Here is an 18,636-nt window from a genome sequence, read left to right as displayed (position 1 = left end):
TCCTAACAGGTGCTAGCCCAGCGACTGGAGTTCCTGCTCGATGGCCGCCAGCTCCTCGGCGCTGCCCTGCACCTTCGGGCCGGTGAACCACTTGCGGGCCGACAGCACCCACCACAGCCCCGCGCCGCCGAGGACGATCAGGATCGCGATCGGGGAGTAGTTGAAGCTGTCCTTGGTGATCGGGTTCGCCGGCGGCAGGACGAACACGATCGAGATCACGACGACCCAGGCGACCGCGAGGATCCCGACCGGCCTGCTCCACCGGCCGAGGCTCCACGGGCCGGCCTTGAAGTCCCTGCCCTGCCGCAGCCGCAGGAACGTCGGGATCACGTAGGCGATGTAGAGGCCGATCACCGCGACCGACGTCACCGCCAGGTACGCGGTCAGGTTCCAGATCGCCGGCAGCGCCAGCACGAACGCGCCGCAGGCGGCCAGCCAGATCGCGTTGGTGGGCGTCCGGCTGCGCTTGTTGATCCGGTGCCAGAAGGACGAGAAGGGCAGCGCCCCGTCCCGGGAGAACGCGTAGATCATCCGGGAGTTCGCCGTCACCGACGACATCCCGCAGAAGAACTGCGCGCCGAACGAGACGAGGATCAGCACCTTGCCCATCGTGTCGCCGGTCGCCGCGATGAAGATCTCCGCGGGCCCGCCCGCGACCGCCTTGCCGTAGTCCTGGATGGCGAAGGTGACGCCGAGCAGCAGCACCCAGCCCGCCACGACCGAGATCAGCACCGAGTTCACGATGCCCTTCGGCCCGGACCGCGCCGCGTCGCGCGTCTCCTCGGTCATGTGCGCGGACGCGTCGTACCCGGTCAGCGTGTACTGCGACAGCAGCAGGCCGATCAGCGCCGCGTACGCGCCGTACTGCCAGCCCGTCTCGTTGACGAACTTGCTGAACACGAACCCGGCCGACTGGTGGTGCGACGGCTTGAGCGCCAGCACCCCGACCACGAACGCGACGCCGAGCACGTGCCACCACACGCTCACGCTGCTCAGGATCGAGACGATCTTCACGCCGAACTGGTTCAGCAGCGCGTGCACGACCAGCAGGACCGCGAACAGCAGGAACGTGTGGCCGAGCGTCACCGAGTAGCCGAACTGCAGGTCCAGCAGCGGGTTCAGGAACGCCGCCGACCCGTAGACGATCGCGGCGGTCACCGCGACCTGGCCGATGAAGTTGAACCAGCCGGTGAACCACGACCACGCCGCCCCGTTCGTCCGGGCGAGCTTGGCGGACCAGTAGTACAGGCCGCCGGCGGTCGGGTAGCTGGAGCACACCTCGGCCATCGCGAGCGCGACCAGCAGCGTCATCGCGCCGACGCCGAGCCAGCCCCACGTGATCATCACGGGGCCGCCGCCCTTGAGGCCGATGGTGTAGGAGGTCAGGCAGCCCGACAGCACCGAGATGATGGTGAAGGAGACCGCGAAGTTGGAGAAGCCGGACATGGACCGGCTGAGTTCCTGGGCGTAGCCCAGCTCGTGCAGCCGTTTCTCGTCGTCGGACATGGGGTCGGGGGATGCCTTGTGCTCGTCGATGCTCACGAGCACCTCCTCGCGTGCCACGGGGGGTTTCGACACAGCCGCAATGGGCTAATGACAGACCATTAATGTTTGCGGAGGGGTCCGCGTCAACCCCCGGGCGACGACGAAACGCACATGTAACGTGGAGCCCGAAGCCCCCCGCGGACCGAAGGACGGTCATGCCCGCACCCGAGCCCGGCCCCGGCGCCCCCGACCTGGCGGCCGCGGCGGTGTTCCGGCCCGTCCGGACCGGCAACGCCTTCGAGGAGACCGTCGAGCGCCTCCTCCAGGCGATCAAGCTCGGGGTCGTCGACCGCGGCGAGCGGCTCCCGCCCGAACGCGAGCTGGCCCCGCTGCTCGGCGTCAGCCGCGTCACACTCCGCGAGGCGATCCGGGCCGTCCAGCAGGAGGGCTACGTCGAGTCGCGGCGCGGCCGGTTCGGCGGCACGTTCGTCACCTACGAGCGCCCGCGGCCCCGCCAGTCCGACCTGAGGCGGGCCCTCGCCGAGATGGGCGACGGCCTGAACGACACCCTCACCTTCCGGATGGCCGTCGAGACCGGCGCCGCCCAAATCCTCGCCACCACCCGGCTGACGCGGGACCAGCGGGCGGCGCTGCGCGCCCGCCTCGCCGAGCTGAACGCCGCCGGCCCCGACGAGTACCGCCGCCTCGACACCCTGTTCCACCTGTCCATCGCCGAGATGACCGGCTCCGCGCTGCTGTCGGCCGCCTGCGCCGACGCCCGGATGCGCGTCACCGACCTGCTCAACGCCATCCCCGTCCTCGGCCGCAACATCGAGCACGCCGCCGTCCAGCACGCCGCGATCGCCGAGGCGATCCTGGCGGGCGACGCCGAGGCCGCCCGCCGCGCCGTCGCCGAGCACCTGGAGGGCACCGCCGCCCTCCTACGGGGCTTCCTCGGCTAGCTCAACCAAACCCGGCGCGTTGACGTAGTCTGAGGTGGTTGCTGGTGGCCACCCCTCGGTGCGCGGGGTGCACGACGGAGGGGCATGACGCATGGGCTGGCTGGCGGGAGTGCTGATCCTGTTCTTCGGCCTGCTGGCGTCGATCGCGCTGCACGAGCTCGGGCACTTCAGCTTCGCCAAGCTCTTCCGGGTCCGCACGACGCAGTTCATGGTCGGGTTCGGCCCGACGATGTGGTCCAGGCGCAAGGGCGAGACCGAGTACGGCGTCAAGTGGATCCCGCTCGGCGGCTACATCCGCATGATCGGGATGCTGCCGCCGCGCAAGGGCGACGCCCCCGGCACCGTCCGGCAGATCAGCACCGGCCCCTGGCAGGGCCTCATCGAGTCCGCGCGCGGCGCGGCGCTGGAGGAGGTGCGGCCGGACGACGGCGACCGCGTGTTCTACGCCAAGCCGTGGTGGCAGAAGCTGATCATCATGTTCGCCGGCCCGGCGATGAACCTGGTGCTGGCCGTGGTCTTCTTCTCGATCCTGCTGATGGGCATCGGGCAGCAGACCCCGCAGCCGGTCATCCAGCAGGTGTCGGCGTGCATCGTCCCGGCGAGCCAGTCCGACCTGACCACGTGCCCGGCGGGCGCCGTGCCGACGCCCGCGCACCAGGCCGGGCTGCGGCCCGGCGACCGGATCGTGTCCTACCAGGGGCACGAGATCGGCGACTACGACCGGCTGCAGAAGCTGATCCGCGACTCCGGCGGGCAGACCGTCGCCATGACGGTCCGGCGCGACGGCCGCGACATGACGCTGAACGTCCCGATCGTCCGCAACCAGATGCACGACCTCCAGGACGACAAGAAGATCGTCAACGTGGGCTTCCTCGGCATCACGCCCACCGAGGCGATGGAGCGGCAGGGCCCCGGCGCCGTCGCCGACGCGATGGCGTCCATGACCAAGCACACCGCGGGCGCGCTCGTCCGGATGCCGCAGAAGATGGTCGGCGTCTGGAACGCCGCGTTCGGCGGCGACGAGCGCGACCCGAACGGACCGGTCGGCGTGGTCGGCGTCAGCCGCATCGGCGGCGACGTCGCGGCCTCCAAGGCCCTCTCGACCAGCGAGAAGGTCTGGTACTTCGTGATGCTGCTCGGCTCGCTGAACCTCGCGGTCGGGCTGTTCAACCTCATCCCGCTGCTCCCGCTGGACGGCGGCCACATGGCCGGCGCGCTGCTGGAGGCGCTGAAGAAGGCGTTCGCCCGGGTGTTCCGCAAGCCCGACCCCGGCTACGTCGACGTCGCCAAGGCACTGCCCGTCACCTACGTGATGGCGGCCGTCCTGATCGTCATGGGCGGACTGCTCATCTACGCCGACGTCTTCAACCCGATCCGCTTCAAGGGCTGATCAGACGGCGACCGGCATCTCGCCGGTCTTGAGGAACGCCTCCAGCGCCGCCTCGTAGGGGGCGATGTCCAGGCCCTGCGCCGCCAGCCACACGTCGGACCCGTAGGTGCCCGCGTAGCGCTCGCCGCCGTCGCAGATCAGCGTCACCACGCTGCCGCGCTCCCCGCGCGCCCGCATCCGCGCGATCAGCTCCGCCGCGCCCCACATGTTGGTGCCGGTCGAGCCGCCCACGTCCCGGCCGCTGACCCGGCTCGTCCAGCGCATCGCCGCGACGGACGCCGCGTCCGGCACCTGGATCATCCGGTCGATCACGGTCGGCAGGAAGGACGGCTCGACCCGCGGCCGGCCGATGCCCTCGATCCGCGAGCCCGCCGCGGTCCGCTCCGGGTCGCCGTCGGCGAACGAGCCGAAGAACGCCGAGCCCTCCGGGTCGACCACCGCGAGCCGCGTCTGGAACCGCCGGTACCGGACGTACCGGCCGATCGTCGCGGACGTCCCGCCGGTGCCCGCGCCGACCACGACCCAGGCCGGCTCGGGGAACCGCTCCAGCCGCATCTGCTCGAAGATCGACTCGGCGATGTTGTTGTTGCCGCGCCAGTCCGTCGCCCGCTCGGCGTAGGTGAACTGGTCCATGAAGTGGCCGCCGCACTCGGCGGCGAGCCGCCGCGACTCGTCGTAGATCGAGGACGGGTCGTCCACCAGGTGGCACCGGCCGCCGTGGAACTCGATGAGGCCGATCTTCTCGGGGCTGGTGGAGGCCGGCATCACCGCGACGAACGGCAGCCCGAGCAGCCGCGCGAAGTACGCCTCCGACACCGCAGTCGACCCGCTGGACGCCTCGATGATCGCGGTGCCCTCGCGGATCCAGCCGTTCGCCAGCCCGTACAGGAACAGCGACCGCGCCAGCCGGTGCTTCAGCGACCCGGTCGGGTGCACCGACTCGTCCTTCAGGTACAGGTCGATGCCCCATTCGGGCGGCAGCGGGAACACGTGCAGGTGCGTGTCGGCGCTGCGGTTGGCGTCGGCCTCGACCTTGCGGATCGCCTCGGCGATCCAGGCCCGGCACCCCGGGTCGCAGCGGTCTGCGGTGCGGCTCACTGTGACCTTCCCCCCGATCGTCGTCGATCGTCCGGGTCCCACGATATCCCCGCATGTCACCGGGCATTATGGTGCACGGCAGGGGGACACATGATCGACCTTTTCCGGCAGCGCGTCGTGGAGACCGGACGGCTGCCGCTGTTCGGCTTCTTCACCGCGTTCATCGTCACGTTCGTGCTGACGCGGGTGGTCGTGCGGCTGATCCGGGCGAACGTGAGCGGGTGGTTCGGCAACGTGCGGGCCGGCGACACCCACGTCCACCACGTCGTGTTCGGCGTGGTGCTGATGCTGGTCGGCGGCATCGCGAGCCTCGCCACCCCGGACGCCTACGTCGCGCTCGACTGCGTCGCGGCCGTCGTGTTCGGGGCCGGCTCCGCGCTCGTCCTGGACGAGTTCGCGCTGCTGCTGCACCTCAGCGACGTCTACTGGACGGAGAAGGGCCGCGCGTCCGTCGACGCCGTGTTCGTCGCGATCGCCGTCAGCGGGCTGCTGCTGCTCGGCATCCGCCCGTTCGGGTTCGCCGACGCCGTCCCCGACCCGGCCGGCAGCGTGCTCGCCCGGACGTACTTCGCCTCGACCGTCGCCAACCTCCTCCTCGCCGTGATCACCCTGCTGAAGGGCAAGATCTGGACCGGCCTGATCGGGCTGTTCCTGCCCGTCCTGCTGGTGGTGGGCGCGATCCGGGTGGCGCGTCCGGGCTCGCCGTGGTCGCGCTGGCGCTACGATCCGGACTCGCGCAAGTACCAGCGGGCCGTCCGCCGCGAGGTCCGCTTCCGGCGCCCGCTGATCCGGGCGAAGATCTGGGTGCAGGAGTTCATCGCGGGCCGGCACGACCTCATCCCGCCCGAGTTGCTGCAGCGCAGCGCGGACGCCGCCGAGCGCGCCCACCGGCGCAGGCTGGCGCGCGCCGCCCGCAGGGCGGCCGCCCGTGACCGCCGCCGCGCCGTGGCCCGTGACCGCCGCCGCGCCGTCGCCCGTGACCAGCGCCGTGCCGCCGCGCGGGACGAGCGCCGCGCAGCGGCTCGCGGTGGCCGGGGCGTCGCCGACCGGCTCCAGCGCCGCGCCTTCGCGCGCGGCCTCGCGGTGTCCCGTCTGCGCACGAGCGCGGCCGCTCGCCGGCTGGCCCGCCGCCTCGGTCCCGAAGAGCCCCCGCAGTCGCCCTCGCCGCCCCGCCGCAAGCTCCCCACCACCCGCCGCTGACCTCCTGCGCGACAGGCCCGGCCGCCGCCCCGGCCCCGCGCTGACCGGAGCCGTCGCGATCGCGAGCGAAGCCGGATGCGAGCGGAGCGAGAATCCGATCGCGCAGCGAGCCCCTGGGCGAGTCGGAGCGATGCAGCGATCGCACGCAGTGCCCGTTGAAGGGAGGGCGTCCAACGCCCGACCGCCGAGGGCACTGCTAATAAACAGGAGCGACGGCGCGGACGGTGTCGATGGTGTCGGCTTCCGAGGCGGTCTTGTCGGGGCGGTAGCGCAGGACGCGGGCGAAGCGCAGGGCGATGCCGCCGGGGTAGCGGGGGCTCCGCTGGACGCCGTCGAAGGCGAGCTCGACGACGAGCTCGGGCCGGACGTGCACCGTCCAGCCGTCCTCGCGGACGGCGAGCTCGCGGAGCTTCCCGGTCTGCCAGGCGAGCAGCTCGTCGGTGAGGCCCTTGAACGTCTTGCCGAGCATCACGAAGCCGCCGGTCTCGGGGTCGCGGGCGCCGAGGTGCAGGTTGGACAGCAGGCCCTGGCGGCGGCCGTGGCCCCACTCGGCGGCGAGGACGACGAGGTCGAGGGTGTGCCGCGGCTTCACCTTGATCCAGCCGGCGCCGCGGCGGCCGGCGGTGTAGGGGGTGTCGAGGGACTTGACCAGGACGCCCTCGTGGCCGCGGGCGACGGCGTCGTCGAAGAAGTCCTTGGCGGCGGCGGGGTCGGCGGTGACGACGCGCGGTATCCGCAGCTTCTCCGGGACGACCCGCACGAGCGCCGCGTTGCGCTCGGCGCCGGGCGCGTCGAGCAGGTCGCCGCCGGTGTCCCCCGGGAGGGGACGACCTCCCGGGGCGCCTTCGGCCTCCTCGAGGTGCATGACGTCGAACAGGAACACCGTCAGCGGCACGGGTTCGGCGGTCCTGGCGGTGCGGGTCGCGGTGCGGGCGGCGGTGACCTGGAACGGGTGCGGCGCGCCGTCGGGACGCAGCGCGATCACCTCGCCGTCGAACACGGCCTCGCGGACGGGCAGGCCGCGCACGGCCGCGACGACCTCGGGCAGCCGCGCGGTGATGTCGTCGAGGGTGCGGGTGAACACCCGCACCTCGCCGTCGCGGACGTGGATCTGGGCGCGGACGCCGTCGAGCTTCCACTCCACGGCGGCCTCGGCCTTCAGCTTGGCGAACGCCTCCTCCACCGACGGCGCGGACGCGGCGAGCATCGGCTTGACGGGGCGGCCGACCTCCAGCGTGAACTCGCGCAGGGCGCCGGCGCCGCCGGCGAGGGCGCCGGCGCCGCCGGCGAGGGCGGCGGTGGCGACGGGGCCGAGGGAGCCGCGCAGCATGAAGGCGCGCCGCACCTCCGCCGCCGGCACCCCGGCCGCTGCGGCGATCGCCTCGGCCATCACCCCGTCGAGGGCGCCCTGGCGCAGCTCGCCGGACAGCAGCCGGATCAGGAAGCCCTGCTCGTCGCGGGTGGCGCGGCCGAGCAGCGCGGCGACGAGGTCGCGGCGGCGGGCGACGGACCCGGCGCCCGCGACGGCGCCGATCCCGGTGAACGCGGCGTCCACCTCGGGGACGGTCAGCGACGGCTCGGCGGCGGGCGGCGGGACGTCGCGCAGCGCCGCGTACCCCACGCCGATCTGCCGCTGCGGCAGTTCCCCGGACAGGTAGGCGACCACGGTCGCGGCCTCGCCGGGCTCGGCGGCGCGCAGGCACTCGGCGAGCGCCGCGACCTTGGCCTTGCGGCCGGACGTGCCCGCCACCGCCCGCGACGTCCGCGCGATCTCCGCTATCAGCATCGTCCCATTGTGACCAGCGGGTCCGACGATCGGTCGGGGCGGGACCCCTGGTCAGCGACGGCGGCCCTGACTACCTTGACGAGTGGCGGGTCGAAGACGCGCGGGGGAGTGAGGAGCGGGGCGTGGGGCTGCAGCGCGAGCCGTTCCACCGGGTGTACTCGGCGCCGGAGCCGCCGTCGCCGTCGCGCCGGCCGCGGCTGCTGGCGCTGCTGGTCGCGCTGGTGGCGTTCGGGAGTGCCGCGGTGGCGGTGTTCCTGCTGGTGCCGGGGCACGGCGAGGACGAGGCGGGTCGAAAGTCGCCGCCGCGCGGCGCGAGCACGCCGGCGGGGACGCCCGGCCGGTCGTCGGGGCCGGTCAGCCCGTCCACCACGCCCATGCAGGAGCAGACGATCGCGTCGCTGCCCAGGCCGTGCGCGATGGTGTCGGACCGCACCGTCCGCCGGACGATCCCGGCGGCCAAAGAGGCGGAGAGCGCCAACTCGACGTTCACCACGTGCACCTACACGGCGCGGGGGCCGCGGTTCCGCTGGCTGCGCGTCGAGGTGAACCTGCACGCGCCCGCGAAGACGCCGACGCCGGTGCAGGACGCGGAGGGCGACTACCGGGCGTCGTGGACGCAGGCGCACAACGCGCCCCTGGTGCGGACGATCAGCCTGCGGCGGCAGGGGGGCATCGGCGACGAGGCGTACCGGTGGTTCAAGGCCGACGACGGGCAGCCGACGGTCGTCGGCGAGGTGACGGCGCGGCTGCGGAACGTGCTGGTGACGGTCAGCTACAGCGAGCAGGCGGCCGCGGGCCGCGCGGACGCCCGGGAGGAGGCGTGCCTCGGCACGGCCGAGGGCGTCGCCCGCGAAGTGCTGAGCACGTTGACGCATTTCTGACCTGAATCGGCCGATCATGGCTTATTTTCTGTCAGGACCTTCTAAGGTGTTTCCGGTAAAGGGGAGGAAGTGCACCGGTCGTGCTCCCACTCGCATCCGGCGGCCGGCGTGCTTTGCGGTGCATGGGGAGGAGGAGGTCGACGACGTGATCGTGCAAGCGGTTGGAGTGTCCTGGGTGAGGTGATCTCCAGGTCAGCAGCCCGTCCCCGTCGAGTGGGCCGTGGAGTGGACCCCACTCCGCGGCCCTTCGCGTTCCGTTCCCGGGACCACTGGAAAACCGTGCGGTATTCGGTCGTGGCCATTGTGCGGGAATTCGTTTCGGCGCCGAGCTGAAAGGCCTCGATGTAGAACCGGTTATGGTTTCAGTAGTCCCGCACGAACCCACACGTCACGGGCCCGTCCGTCCAGGAATCCGACCTCGTCGAAGAACGCGGTGCACTTGCGGAACGCCCACGTCATGGTCTCCCGGCGGTGCTCGCTGCGCGCGGCGACCCGGCGGGCGAGCTTCGGGTCCAGCCCGACCGCCGTGTAGCACGACGGGTGGATCACCTGCGCGGCCATCAGCCGGGTGGCCTGCGCCAGCGCGTACGCCGCCGCCCGCCGCCGCACCGGGGAGGCGTGCGCGACGAGCCGCTTCAGCTCCTCGCGCGCGTACTTGATGTGCCGCGCCTCCTCGATGACGTGGATCCGGGTGACCTGCCGGATCACCGGCTGCACGCCCTCGTCGGGGAACGTCAGCCGCTGGAACGCGTCGGTGAACTCCTCCACCACCAGCGTCCCCGCGAACATCGGCATCGGGTCGTACACGGCGCCGAACAGCTTGGCGAAGTGGTACTCCAGGGCCCGCGGGCGGTGCGTCCGCAGCCCGCACGTCCGCACCATCCGGCCGAACATCTTCGAGTGCCGGCACTCGTCGGCGATCTCCGTCAGCGCGTAGGCGACGTGCTCGCTGTCGTAGCGGCGCCGGTAGGCGTGCTGCACGAGCGCCTGCATCAGCAGCATCTCCGACCAGATGCCGAAGGAGGCGATGCTGCACATCTCCCGCTTGGTCAGCTCGACCCGCTGCCGGTGCGTCAGGCCGTCCCACAGCGGCGTCTCGTAGACCGACACCAGCTGCGGCGGGGCGTACCAGACGTCGGGGTCCTGCGGCGCGTCCCAGTCGACGTCCACGTCCGGGTCGAAGGAGTGCTTGCGGGACGTGCGCAGCAGCCGCTCGGCGACGACCTCCCGGTCGGTGAGCTCCAGCGCGTGGTCGCCGTCCTTGCAGCGGATCCGCGCCGTCCACGTCGTCGGACGGCCGGTGAGCAGTTCGGGGGGCATCGGTCCTTCTCCTCTCCTGGGGAGTCGAGGAGGGCGGCGCGCGGCCGTGCACCGCACGGCGGGGCCCGCCCCTATCGCACGGGGATTCTGGCGAGCAGGCGCGTCGACGCGGGGGAGACCCGGGACAGGGCGTGCAGCAGGTGGCCCTCGAAGTTGACCGGGACGACGGCCTTGTTCTTGATGATGGCGTTGACGACCCGCTCGGCGACCTTCTCCGGCGGGTAGTTGCGGAGCTTGAGCGCCTTCTGGCCCCGCGTGCGGATCCGCTCGCGGTCCGCCGCGTCGCCGCCGACGAACGTGCCGTTCTTGACGATGTTGGTGTTGGCGAAGCCGGGGCACACGGCGGTGACGCCGATGCGCGAGGACGCCAGCTCGGCGCGGAGGCACTCGCTGAGCATCAGCACGCCGGCCTTGGTGGTGCAGTAGGCGGGCAGCGAGCGGGTCGGCGCGTACGCGGCGGCGGACGCGATGTTGACGATGTGCCCGCCGAAGTTCGGCTTGTCGGGCTTGTTCGGCAGCGCGTTGACGCGCTCGACCATCTGCTTGCCGAACAGCCGGGACCCGTGGATGACGCCCCACAGGTTCACGCCGATGATGCGGTTCCAGTCGTCGACGCCGTGGTCGAGGAACGGGCCGCTGACGGCGATCCCGGCGTTGTTGACGACGATGTCGGGGACGCGGTGGGCCTGCTTCACCTCGGCGGCGAACGCCTCCATCGCCGCGGCGTCCGCGACGTCCACCTCGTAGGCGGCGCCGCCCGGGCCGAGGGTCTTGGCGAGCGTCACGGTGCGCTCGGCGGACGGCAGGTCGATGTCGGCCGCCAGGACGGTCGCGCCGCGTTCGGCGAGGGCCAGCGCGATGGCGCGGCCGAACCCGCTGCCGGCTCCGGTGACGACGGCGAGGGCCCCGTCGAAGTGCGCGAGTGGCATGCAGACCTCCGAGATGTCCCGAGCGGAATGATCCCCAACCGTACTCAGCCCGCCGCGGCGTCCGCGATGACGGCGTCGACCTCCGCCTTCCGCTCGGCCTCCTCGGCGGCGAACCGCTCGGTGTCGAGCTTCTCGGCGATGTCCTCGTCCTGGTTCATCAGGGCGTCGAGGTCGGCCTTGGACATGTCGAGGACGCCCATGTCGTCGTAGGTCCGCTGGATGCGCTCGCTCCACAGGCCGATGTCCTTGACGCACGGGACGATCCGGCTGAACAGCAGGCTCTGGAACATCTTCATGTAGGGGGAGTTCTCCACCATCTCGTCGACCTCCTTGGGGTCGATGCCGAAGTTGGTCCAGATCTCCCGGCCGCGGATGCGGTCGCGCATCAGGTAGCAGCCCTCGATGACGAACTCCTCGCGCTCCTTCAGTTCGGACGTGGAGAGCTGCTTGTAGTAGTCGCGCAGGGCGAGCCGCCCGAACGCGACGTGCCGCGCCTCGTCCTGCATGACGTAGGCGAGGATCTGCTTGGGCAGCGGCTTGGTCGTGATGTCGCGGATGACGCCGAACGCGGCGAGCGCGAGCCCCTCGATGAGCACCTGCATGCCGAGGTAGGGCATGTCCCAGCGGGAGTCGGTGAGCGTCTCGTTCAGCAGGTCCTGCAGCTTGGTGTTGATCGGGTAGACCATCCCGACCTTGTCGTGCAGGAACTTCGTGAAGACCTCGACGTGCCGGGCCTCGTCCATGGCCTGGGTGGCGGAGTAGAACTTGGAGTCGAGGTCGGGCACCGACTCCACGATCCGCGCGGCGGTGATCATCGCGCCCTGCTCGCCGTGCATGAACTGGGAGAACTGCCAGGACGTGGAGTGCTGACGCAGTTCGCCGCGCTGCTTCTCGGTCAGCTTGTCCCAGTACTTGGTGCCGTAGATGGCGAGGGACTGGTCCGGGACGCCGAGGACGTCGTGCGGATCGACCTCCAGGTCCCAGTCGATCCGCTTGACCGAGTCCCACTGCTTGTCCTTGCCCTTCTGGTACAGGGCGAGGAGGCGGTCGCGGCCGTCGTCGTACTCCCAGGTGAACCGGGCGTCGCCGGTCATCGGGACGTCCCAGGTGGACGTGGCGGCGGGGTCGGTGTAAAGGTCATGGGTCGACACGGGCGTTCCTCCCCGGGGGCGTTCACGTACGATGTACGTAAGACGTACGTTGTACGTACCGTGTCACGGTGCACTTACAGGTGTCAACGGCCGGAAGGGGCGGGACCGATGGACGGCGACGTGACGTCCGACACGCCGGCGCCGCGCCCCGTGCTGACCCGGGCGCGGATCGTGCAGGCGGCGGTCGGGCTGATCGAGCGGGAGGGCGCGGACGCGCTGTCCATGCGCCGCGTGGCGGCCGAGCTGGGCGTCGCGGTGATGTCGCTCTACAACCACGTGCCGAACAAGGGGGCGCTGCTGGAGGGCGTCGCCGAGCACGTCGTCGCCGGCCTGGAGCTGGAGGACGACCCCGGCGAGCCGTGGCAGGACCGGGCGCGCGCCCTCGTCCGCGCCTTCCGGAAGGTCGCGCACGACTACCCCCGCTGCATGACGATCGTCCTCACCCACAAGATCGACACCCAGCTCGGGCTGCGGCCGGCCGAGCGGGCGCTCGCGCTCGCCGACGCCGCCGGGTTCGACGGCCCCACCTCGGTGCGGATCATGCGGGCGCTGATGGCGTACGCGCTGGGCGCGCAGCTGCGCGAGACCGGCGTCGTGAAGACGCTGGACAACCTGGTGGAGACGCAGGCCGAGTCGTGGGCGAAGCTGGACGCCGCCGAGTTCCCGCACGTCGTCGCGCTCGCTCCGGAGCTCGCCAGCCACGACCCGGAGACCGACTTCGAGTTCGGCCTCGACCTGCTCATCGGCGCGCTGGACGCGCTGCCCCGCGCGTCCCGGTCGTGAGGGTTGCCGGGGTCGTAGGGGTCACGCCAGGTAGGGGCTGAGTCCCTTCCAGCAGAAGTCGGTCATGTGCCGCGCCGCGTCCTCGACGCTCACCTCCGGATGCCACGTCCGCCACTGGGCGAGCCGCTCGCTCGCGCCGATGATGATCTCGGTGAACGCGGCGATCGCCTGCTCGCCGGCGGACGGGGCGAACGTCGCGAGCACCCCGGAGATCAGCTCGCTCTGCTGGCGGCGGGTCGCCTCCACCGCGTCGACCGCCTCCTGGGACGCGGCGGCCGGCTCGCGCAGCAGCATCGCGAACGACTTGCTGTGCGCGTCGATGAAGGAGAAGTAGGCGACCATCCCGCGCCAGAGGATGTCCTCGGGGGTCGCGGCGCCCGCCATGGCCTTCTGGGTGACGTCCAGCAGCTCGGCCTTGGACCGGCCGACGCACGCGACGAGCAGGCCGTCCTTGGAGCCGAAGTACTCGTACAGCATCGGCTTGGACACGCCGCAGCGCTCGGCGATCTCGTCCATCGAGGTGCCCTGGTAGCCGCGCTCGCCGAACACCGCCTCCGCCACGTCCAGCATCTGCCGTTCGCGGTCCGCGCGCGACATCCGGCGGCGGCGCGGCGGGGGCTGCGGTGTGGCGGCACTCACAGGAGAATCCTCTCTGTTGGACCTACCGTCAGTAATCTACTCATAGTAACTTACTCCGAGTAGGTTACCGTGAGAGGACGGCTAATGAGCGAGCGTGCCCCGGCGATCGTCATCATCGGGTCCGGCTTCGCCGGGCTCGGCATGGCGATCCGGCTGAAGCAGTCCGGCTTCGACGACTTCGTGATCCTGGAGAAGAGCGGCGCCCTCGGCGGGACGTGGCACGACAACACCTATCCCGGGTGCGCCTGCGACGTCCCCTCGCACATGTACTCCTTCTCCTTCGAGCTCAACCCGGGCTGGACGCGGATGTTCGCGCCGCAGCCCGAGATCCGCGCCTACATGGAGCGCACCGCCGACAAGTACCGCGTCCGCGAGCACATCCGGTTCCGCAGCACCGTGGACCGCATGGAGTACCAGGACGACGCCCGCCGCTGGAACGTCACCCTCGCCGACGGCACCGTCCTCACCCCCAAGGCCGTCGTCTCCGGCATCGGCGCCCTGCACATCCCCTCCTTCCCCGACCTGCCGGGCATCGAGCGGTTCCAGGGCACCGCGTTCCACTCCGCCGAGTGGGACCACTCCTACGACCTCGCCGGCAAGCGCGTCGCCGTCATCGGGACGGGCGCGTCCGCCATCCAGTTCGTCCCGCGGATCGCGGAGAAGGCCGGCGAGCTGGTGCTGTTCCAGCGGACGCCGCCGTGGATCCAGCCGAAGCCCGACTTCACCTTCCCCAAGCCCGTCCGCACCGCCTTCGGCAAGGTGCCCGGCGTGGCCCGCGCGTTCCGCAACGGCATCTACTGGGCGCTGGAGGCCCGCGCGGTCGGCTTCACCATCGACCCGCGGCTGTCGCTCCCGCAGGAGGCGCTCGCCCGCCGCCACCTGGAGAAGCAGATCCCCGACCCGGAGCTGCGCGCCAAGGTCACGCCGGACTACACCATCGGCTGCAAGCGCGTCCTGCTGTCCAACGACTACTACCCGGCGCTCACCCGGCCCAATGTGACCGTCGAGACGTCCGGGATCGCCGAGGTGCGGGAGAACTCCGTCGTCACGAAGGACGGCGAGGAATACGAGGTCGACTGCATCGTCTACGGCACCGGCTTCAAGGTCGTCGACGCGCTGAACGAGCTGCGCGTCACCGGCCGGAACGGCGTCAAGCTCCAGGAGATCTGGGCGGACGGCATCGAGGCGCACCGCGGCACCACCATCCCCGGCATGCCGAACTTCTTCATGCTGCTCGGCCCGAACACCGGCCTCGGCCACAACTCGGTCGTCTTCATGATCGAGGTGCAGATCCAGCAGGTGCTCAGCTGCCTGCGGCTGCTCCAGGAGTCCGGCGCCGACGCGATCGAGCCGAAGCCCGAGGCCTCCCGCCGGTTCAACGACCGGATGCAGCGCCGGCTGCGCCGCGCCGTCTGGAACGAGGGCGGCTGCAACAGCTGGTACCTCGACGACCAGGGCGTCAACCGCACGCTGTGGCCCGGCCACACCTTCGAGTTCTGGGCCGGCAACCGCAAGGCCAAGCCCGAGGAGTACCTCCTCACGCGGTGAAGCGGGACGTCCGGGGCGCGCCCGCGTCCCGGACGTGTTAGGCAGGGGGCATGCCGAAACCACTGATGCCCCGGCGGCTGCGCCGGATCAACAAGGCGTTCACGAACCGCGTGCAGGGCGTCTACGCGCCCTACCTGCCGCCGCTCGCCGTCGTCGTGCACAAGGGGCGGACGTCCGGACGCGAGTACCGCACGCCCGTCACCGCCTTCCGCAGCGGCGGCCGGCTCATCGTCGGGCTGCCGTACGGCGCCGACACCGACTGGGTGCGCAACCTGCTCGCCGAGGGGCACGGCGGCGTGGAGCGGCTCGGCCGCGTCCACCGGATCGGCAACCCGCGCGTGCTGTCGGCCGCCGACACCGGAGACCTGCCGGCGCCCGCCCGCTACGCCGCGCGCCGCATGGACCTGCTCGTCGCCGACCTGGACGCCTGACGGGCTACTTCTCCGGGGCGAACATCGGGCGGAAGCCCGCGACGAGCTGCCGGACCACCGGGCGCTGCTCGTCGGGCGTGCGGCCGCGCAGGTCGTGGATGGGGTCGAGGCCGTCGTAGTAGGGGGCCAGCGCCAGGAACGGCAGCAACGTCAGGATCAACGTGGCGAGGACCTCCAGGTCGGCGTCCTCCCGGATGCCGCCCTGCGCCCTCCACAGCTCCAGCGTCGGGTGGATGACCTGCAGGTAGTGCTGGTTCGCGGTGTCGCGGACGACGGACCGCACGCTGTTGTCCAGCTCGAAGTTCGTCGCCGCGGTGACCGCGCGCTCCAGCGGGTGGTCGGCCATGTACTCGGTCCAGTCGCACAGCACGTCGAACAGCCACTCGTCGAAGGACTGGTCGAAGTCGACGCGCGCGATGCGCCGCTCCATCTCCTCCCGGATCCGGCGGGACGCCTCGTCGCAGACGAAGGCGAAGAACTCCAGCTTGTCGCTGAAGTACTGGAAGAGCGAGCCCTTGGCGATGCCGGCCTCGCGGGCGATGGTGTTCAGGCTGCCGGTCGAGTACCCGTGCTCCCCGAACTCGCGCATCGCCACTTCGAGGACCCGTTCCCGCTTGGCGACGTTGAGGCGGAACCACGTGGACGTTGGCATGGACCCCTTCGACTTTCCGTCAGGAACCGGTAACCCGGAGGTCAGGATAACGGTCCGTCGCATCCCGTGTGAACCAAATGTCACTCTCGCGCGTCGTCGGTCCGCCCGGCGGCGGGCTCCAGGTACCGGAGGGTGAACTCGGGGCTGGCGAAGTCGCCGCCCTGGGGAGTGCCGGGCCCCACGAAGGTGTCCGGGACGCCGTAGGCCGCGGCGTCGTCCAGCGGCCGGTACCCGAGGCGGTCGTCCAGTTCCCAGAACCGGCGCGCGTTCGCCGACACCGCGTACGCGGCGAGGAACCCCGGCGACGGGACGGTCAGCGCCGCCAGCACGAACCCGGCGCAGTCGCGGTGGCTGAGCCACGTCGCCAGATGGCGCGGCTCGTCCGGGCGCGCGTCCAGGCTGCCAATGCGCAGGCACACCACGTCCAGCCCGAACTTGTCGACGTACAGCCGGGCGAGCGCCTCGACCGCGACCTTGCTGACGCCGTACAGGCCGTCCGGGCGCGCCGGCATCTCCGGCGACACCGTCCGCGTGGACGGGTAGAGGCCGGTCACCCGGTTGCTGCTGGCCAGCACCACCCGCCGGACGCCGGTCACCCGCGCCGCCTCCAGCATCCGCTGCGCGCCCAGGATGTTGCCCTCGACCAGGTCGGGGAACGGCGCCTCGTCCCGCACCCCGGCGAGGTGGACGACCGCGTCCGCGCCCGCGACGACCTCCGCCGCGTCCGACAGGTCGGTGCGGCGCACCTCCTCGTTCGGCGCCTCGGCGGACAGCGGCGCCCGGTCGGCCAGCACCAGCGTCCCCGCCGCCTCGCGCAGCGGCGCGCGCACGGCGCTGCCGACCCGCCCCGCCGCACCCGTCAGCACGATCCTTCCGAGAGTCATGCGAGCAGTCTCGCACCAGGCGGCGTCCACATGATCAGCAGGTTCGCCGCCGCACCCCGTCCGTGAGGGGCCGGGCCGGTGCCGCGCCCGAAGCACGCAATCTCCGATAACCCGGCTCAATGTCCGGAGGCGGTAATTCGTCGCTCGCTGACAAGCTTTCCCGGACGCCTTGAAGCGCCATTCGCGACCTGATTCGATCGCAGCACCAACGGGTCTCGGAGGGTGGAGGTGGGGGACAGGTGCGCTCCCGGTCGGCCGGCGGTGCGGTGTTCGCGGGGCTCGGCGTGGCGGCGGTGCTCGCCGTCTCCGGCGCGGCCCCGGTGATCGCGGAGCCGACGCCCACCCCGACGGGCGGGTCGCCGTCTCCCACGGACAGCCCCACCCCGACCCCGACGCCCACTCCCACCCCGACGCCCACCCCGACTCCGACACCGACGCCCACTCCGACCCCCACACCCACGCCCACGCCGACTCCGACGCCCACCCCGACTCCGACCCCTACGCCGACTCCGACGCCCACGCCCACGACTCCGGACGATCCGGGCCGGCCGGCGAAGCCGGTGCTGTCGCTCGGGGCCACGGTGTCGTCGGCGACGGTGCGTCCCGGCGGATCGATCACCGCGACCGTCCGGGTGTCGGCGTCCGGCGCGACGGCCTCCGGCACCGTGCTGCGGGCGTCGGTGACCGGCGGCGCCACCGTCGCGCCGTCCGAGCAGGGCCTCGGCAGTGTCGGCTCCGGCGGGGCGGCGGCGACGGTGACGGTCCGGGTTCCGGACGGCGCCGCGTCCGGCACCGTCCGGCTCACCGTCCGCGCCTCGGCGTCGCACGCGGCCACCCGATCCCGGACGTACACGCTCGTGGTCACCGAACCTTCCGGCGCGCTGCCGCCCGGGATCACGCCGGGCGCGCTGCCGCCCGGCGTCCCGCCCGTCACCGCCGCGGGCGTGCCGGGCCTGCCGGGCGGGCCGGGCGGCGCCGACGTCGTGCTGCCGCCGGTCGTCGGCCCGCAGACCGCGCCCGCGCCGATCGCACCGGTCCCGATGTCCAACCTGCGGACGCTGCCCGGCGGCGGCTCCGGCCTCGACGACCTGACCGCGCTGCAGGCCGGCGTGCTGGCGGCGATGGCCTCCTCGGTGGCATTGCTGCTGCTCAGACTGCGGCTGGCCCGCCGGGAGCGCGTCTCGCCCCGGCGGTCCGGCCGCTTCCACCTCCGCCGCGCCCGGCTCCATGGCGCGGGCCTCGGCGCCGCCGGGCGGCCGGTGCGGCCCGTCCCGCCGCAGCCGGTGCGGCCGAGGCCGGCGCCCGCCGCGCCGAGGCCCGCGGTGGCGTGGACGGCCGCGTCATGGGCGGCGCCGCCCGCCGAGGGCGTCCCGAGGCTGGAGTGGCGGGAGCCCGAGCCGGCGCGCCCGGCCCGCCGGAGCCGCAGGAGGCGCGCCCGGCGCGGCCCGCGCCTGGCGCTGCTGCCCGCCCGGGCCCGCTGAGGACCGGGCGGGACCG

Annotated in this window: 17 protein-coding genes; 8 read left to right on the top strand and 9 right to left on the bottom strand. The window is 72.1% G+C overall.

The features are described 5' to 3' along the window. Nucleotides 1-12: 12 nt before the first annotated feature. Entirely contained in the window at nt 13-1,542 is a 1,530-nt protein-coding gene (locus ACA514_RS11255; protein ID WP_375041001.1) for an amino acid permease, read from the bottom strand. Nucleotides 1,543-1,700: 158 nt separating this feature from the next. Between ACA514_RS11255 and ACA514_RS11250 the strand changes: the two genes are divergently transcribed. After that, nucleotides 1,701-2,447, top strand: a complete 747-nt coding sequence (locus ACA514_RS11250; RefSeq protein ID WP_375041000.1) for a FadR/GntR family transcriptional regulator — start codon at nt 1,701-1,703, stop codon at nt 2,445-2,447. Nucleotides 2,448-2,538: 91 nt separating this feature from the next. Next, nucleotides 2,539-3,837, top strand: coding sequence for an RIP metalloprotease (locus ACA514_RS11245; protein WP_375040999.1), 1,299 nt, complete (start codon nt 2,539-2,541; stop codon nt 3,835-3,837). Here the strand turns inward: ACA514_RS11245 and ACA514_RS11240 are convergent, their stop codons facing one another. Next, on the bottom strand, nt 3,838-4,935 hold the full coding sequence (locus tag ACA514_RS11240; protein ID WP_375040998.1) for a PLP-dependent cysteine synthase family protein: 1,098 nt from the start codon (nt 4,933-4,935) through the stop codon (nt 3,838-3,840). A 90-nt stretch (nt 4,936-5,025) separates the two neighbouring features. Here ACA514_RS11240 and ACA514_RS11235 point away from each other — a divergent pair, with 90 nt between their 5' ends. Beyond that, the gene (locus tag ACA514_RS11235) at nt 5,026-6,135 is read left to right on the top strand and encodes a hypothetical protein (protein WP_375040997.1); all 1,110 of its coding nucleotides are present in this window, start codon (nt 5,026-5,028) and stop codon (nt 6,133-6,135) included. A gap of 196 nt (nt 6,136-6,331) precedes the next feature. Here ACA514_RS11235 and ACA514_RS11230 read toward each other — a convergent pair whose 3' ends face one another. Then, entirely contained in the window at nt 6,332-7,921 is a 1,590-nt protein-coding gene (locus ACA514_RS11230) for an ATP-dependent DNA ligase (protein ID WP_375040996.1), read from the bottom strand. A gap of 122 nt (nt 7,922-8,043) precedes the next feature. Here ACA514_RS11230 and ACA514_RS11225 point away from each other — a divergent pair, with 122 nt between their 5' ends. After that, a complete protein-coding gene (locus ACA514_RS11225; protein WP_375040995.1) occupies nt 8,044-8,802 on the top strand; it encodes a hypothetical protein in 759 nt (252 codons plus the stop codon). Nucleotides 8,803-9,156: 354 nt separating this feature from the next. On the opposite strand, the gene ACA514_RS11220 is transcribed toward ACA514_RS11225, so the two are convergent. From ACA514_RS11220 to ACA514_RS11210, 3 genes are all read right to left on the bottom strand, one after another. After that, nucleotides 9,157-10,122, bottom strand: a complete 966-nt coding sequence (locus tag ACA514_RS11220) for a diiron oxygenase (protein WP_375040994.1) — start codon at nt 10,120-10,122, stop codon at nt 9,157-9,159. A 71-nt stretch (nt 10,123-10,193) separates the two neighbouring features. Then, on the bottom strand, nt 10,194-11,051 hold the full coding sequence (locus ACA514_RS11215; protein ID WP_375040993.1) for an SDR family NAD(P)-dependent oxidoreductase: 858 nt from the start codon (nt 11,049-11,051) through the stop codon (nt 10,194-10,196). Between the two features lie 44 nt (nt 11,052-11,095). Beyond that, nucleotides 11,096-12,202, bottom strand: coding sequence for a ferritin-like domain-containing protein (locus ACA514_RS11210; RefSeq protein WP_375040992.1), 1,107 nt, complete (start codon nt 12,200-12,202; stop codon nt 11,096-11,098). A 108-nt stretch (nt 12,203-12,310) separates the two neighbouring features. Here ACA514_RS11210 and ACA514_RS11205 point away from each other — a divergent pair, with 108 nt between their 5' ends. Beyond that, nucleotides 12,311-12,985 (top strand): TetR/AcrR family transcriptional regulator, encoded by a 675-nt coding sequence (locus ACA514_RS11205; RefSeq protein WP_375040991.1) that lies wholly within the window; start codon nt 12,311-12,313, stop codon nt 12,983-12,985. Nucleotides 12,986-13,006: 21 nt separating this feature from the next. On the opposite strand, the gene ACA514_RS11200 is transcribed toward ACA514_RS11205, so the two are convergent. Then, nucleotides 13,007-13,624, bottom strand: a complete 618-nt coding sequence (locus ACA514_RS11200) for a TetR/AcrR family transcriptional regulator (RefSeq protein ID WP_375040990.1) — start codon at nt 13,622-13,624, stop codon at nt 13,007-13,009. 84 nt (nt 13,625-13,708) lie between these two features. On the opposite strand from ACA514_RS11200, the gene ACA514_RS11195 reads away from it, so the two are divergent. Further along, nucleotides 13,709-15,172, top strand: coding sequence for a flavin-containing monooxygenase (locus tag ACA514_RS11195; RefSeq protein ID WP_375040989.1), 1,464 nt, complete (start codon nt 13,709-13,711; stop codon nt 15,170-15,172). Nucleotides 15,173-15,222: 50 nt separating this feature from the next. Next, nucleotides 15,223-15,603: a nitroreductase family deazaflavin-dependent oxidoreductase gene (locus ACA514_RS11190; protein ID WP_375040988.1), complete on the top strand. Its 381-nt coding sequence runs from the start codon at nt 15,223-15,225 to the stop codon at nt 15,601-15,603. A 4-nt stretch (nt 15,604-15,607) separates the two neighbouring features. Here the strand turns inward: ACA514_RS11190 and ACA514_RS11185 are convergent, their stop codons facing one another. Together ACA514_RS11185 and ACA514_RS11180 are read right to left on the bottom strand one after the other, a co-directional pair. Next, the gene (locus ACA514_RS11185) at nt 15,608-16,255 is read right to left on the bottom strand and encodes a TetR/AcrR family transcriptional regulator (RefSeq protein WP_375040987.1); all 648 of its coding nucleotides are present in this window, start codon (nt 16,253-16,255) and stop codon (nt 15,608-15,610) included. Nucleotides 16,256-16,335: 80 nt separating this feature from the next. Next, nucleotides 16,336-17,139, bottom strand: coding sequence for an NAD-dependent epimerase/dehydratase family protein (locus ACA514_RS11180; RefSeq protein WP_375040986.1), 804 nt, complete (start codon nt 17,137-17,139; stop codon nt 16,336-16,338). Between the two features lie 560 nt (nt 17,140-17,699). On the opposite strand from ACA514_RS11180, the gene ACA514_RS11175 reads away from it, so the two are divergent. Beyond that, a complete protein-coding gene (locus ACA514_RS11175) occupies nt 17,700-18,620 on the top strand; it encodes a hypothetical protein (RefSeq protein WP_375040985.1) in 921 nt (306 codons plus the stop codon). Nucleotides 18,621-18,636 lie beyond the last annotated feature (16 nt).

The organism is Actinomadura sp. NTSP31 (assembly GCF_041951385.1).
Taxonomy (GTDB): Bacteria; Actinomycetota; Actinomycetes; order Streptosporangiales; family Streptosporangiaceae; genus Spirillospora; species Spirillospora napierensis.
Note: the sequence above shows the minus strand (reverse complement) of the source record. Positions and strands in the feature narration are given on the sequence as shown.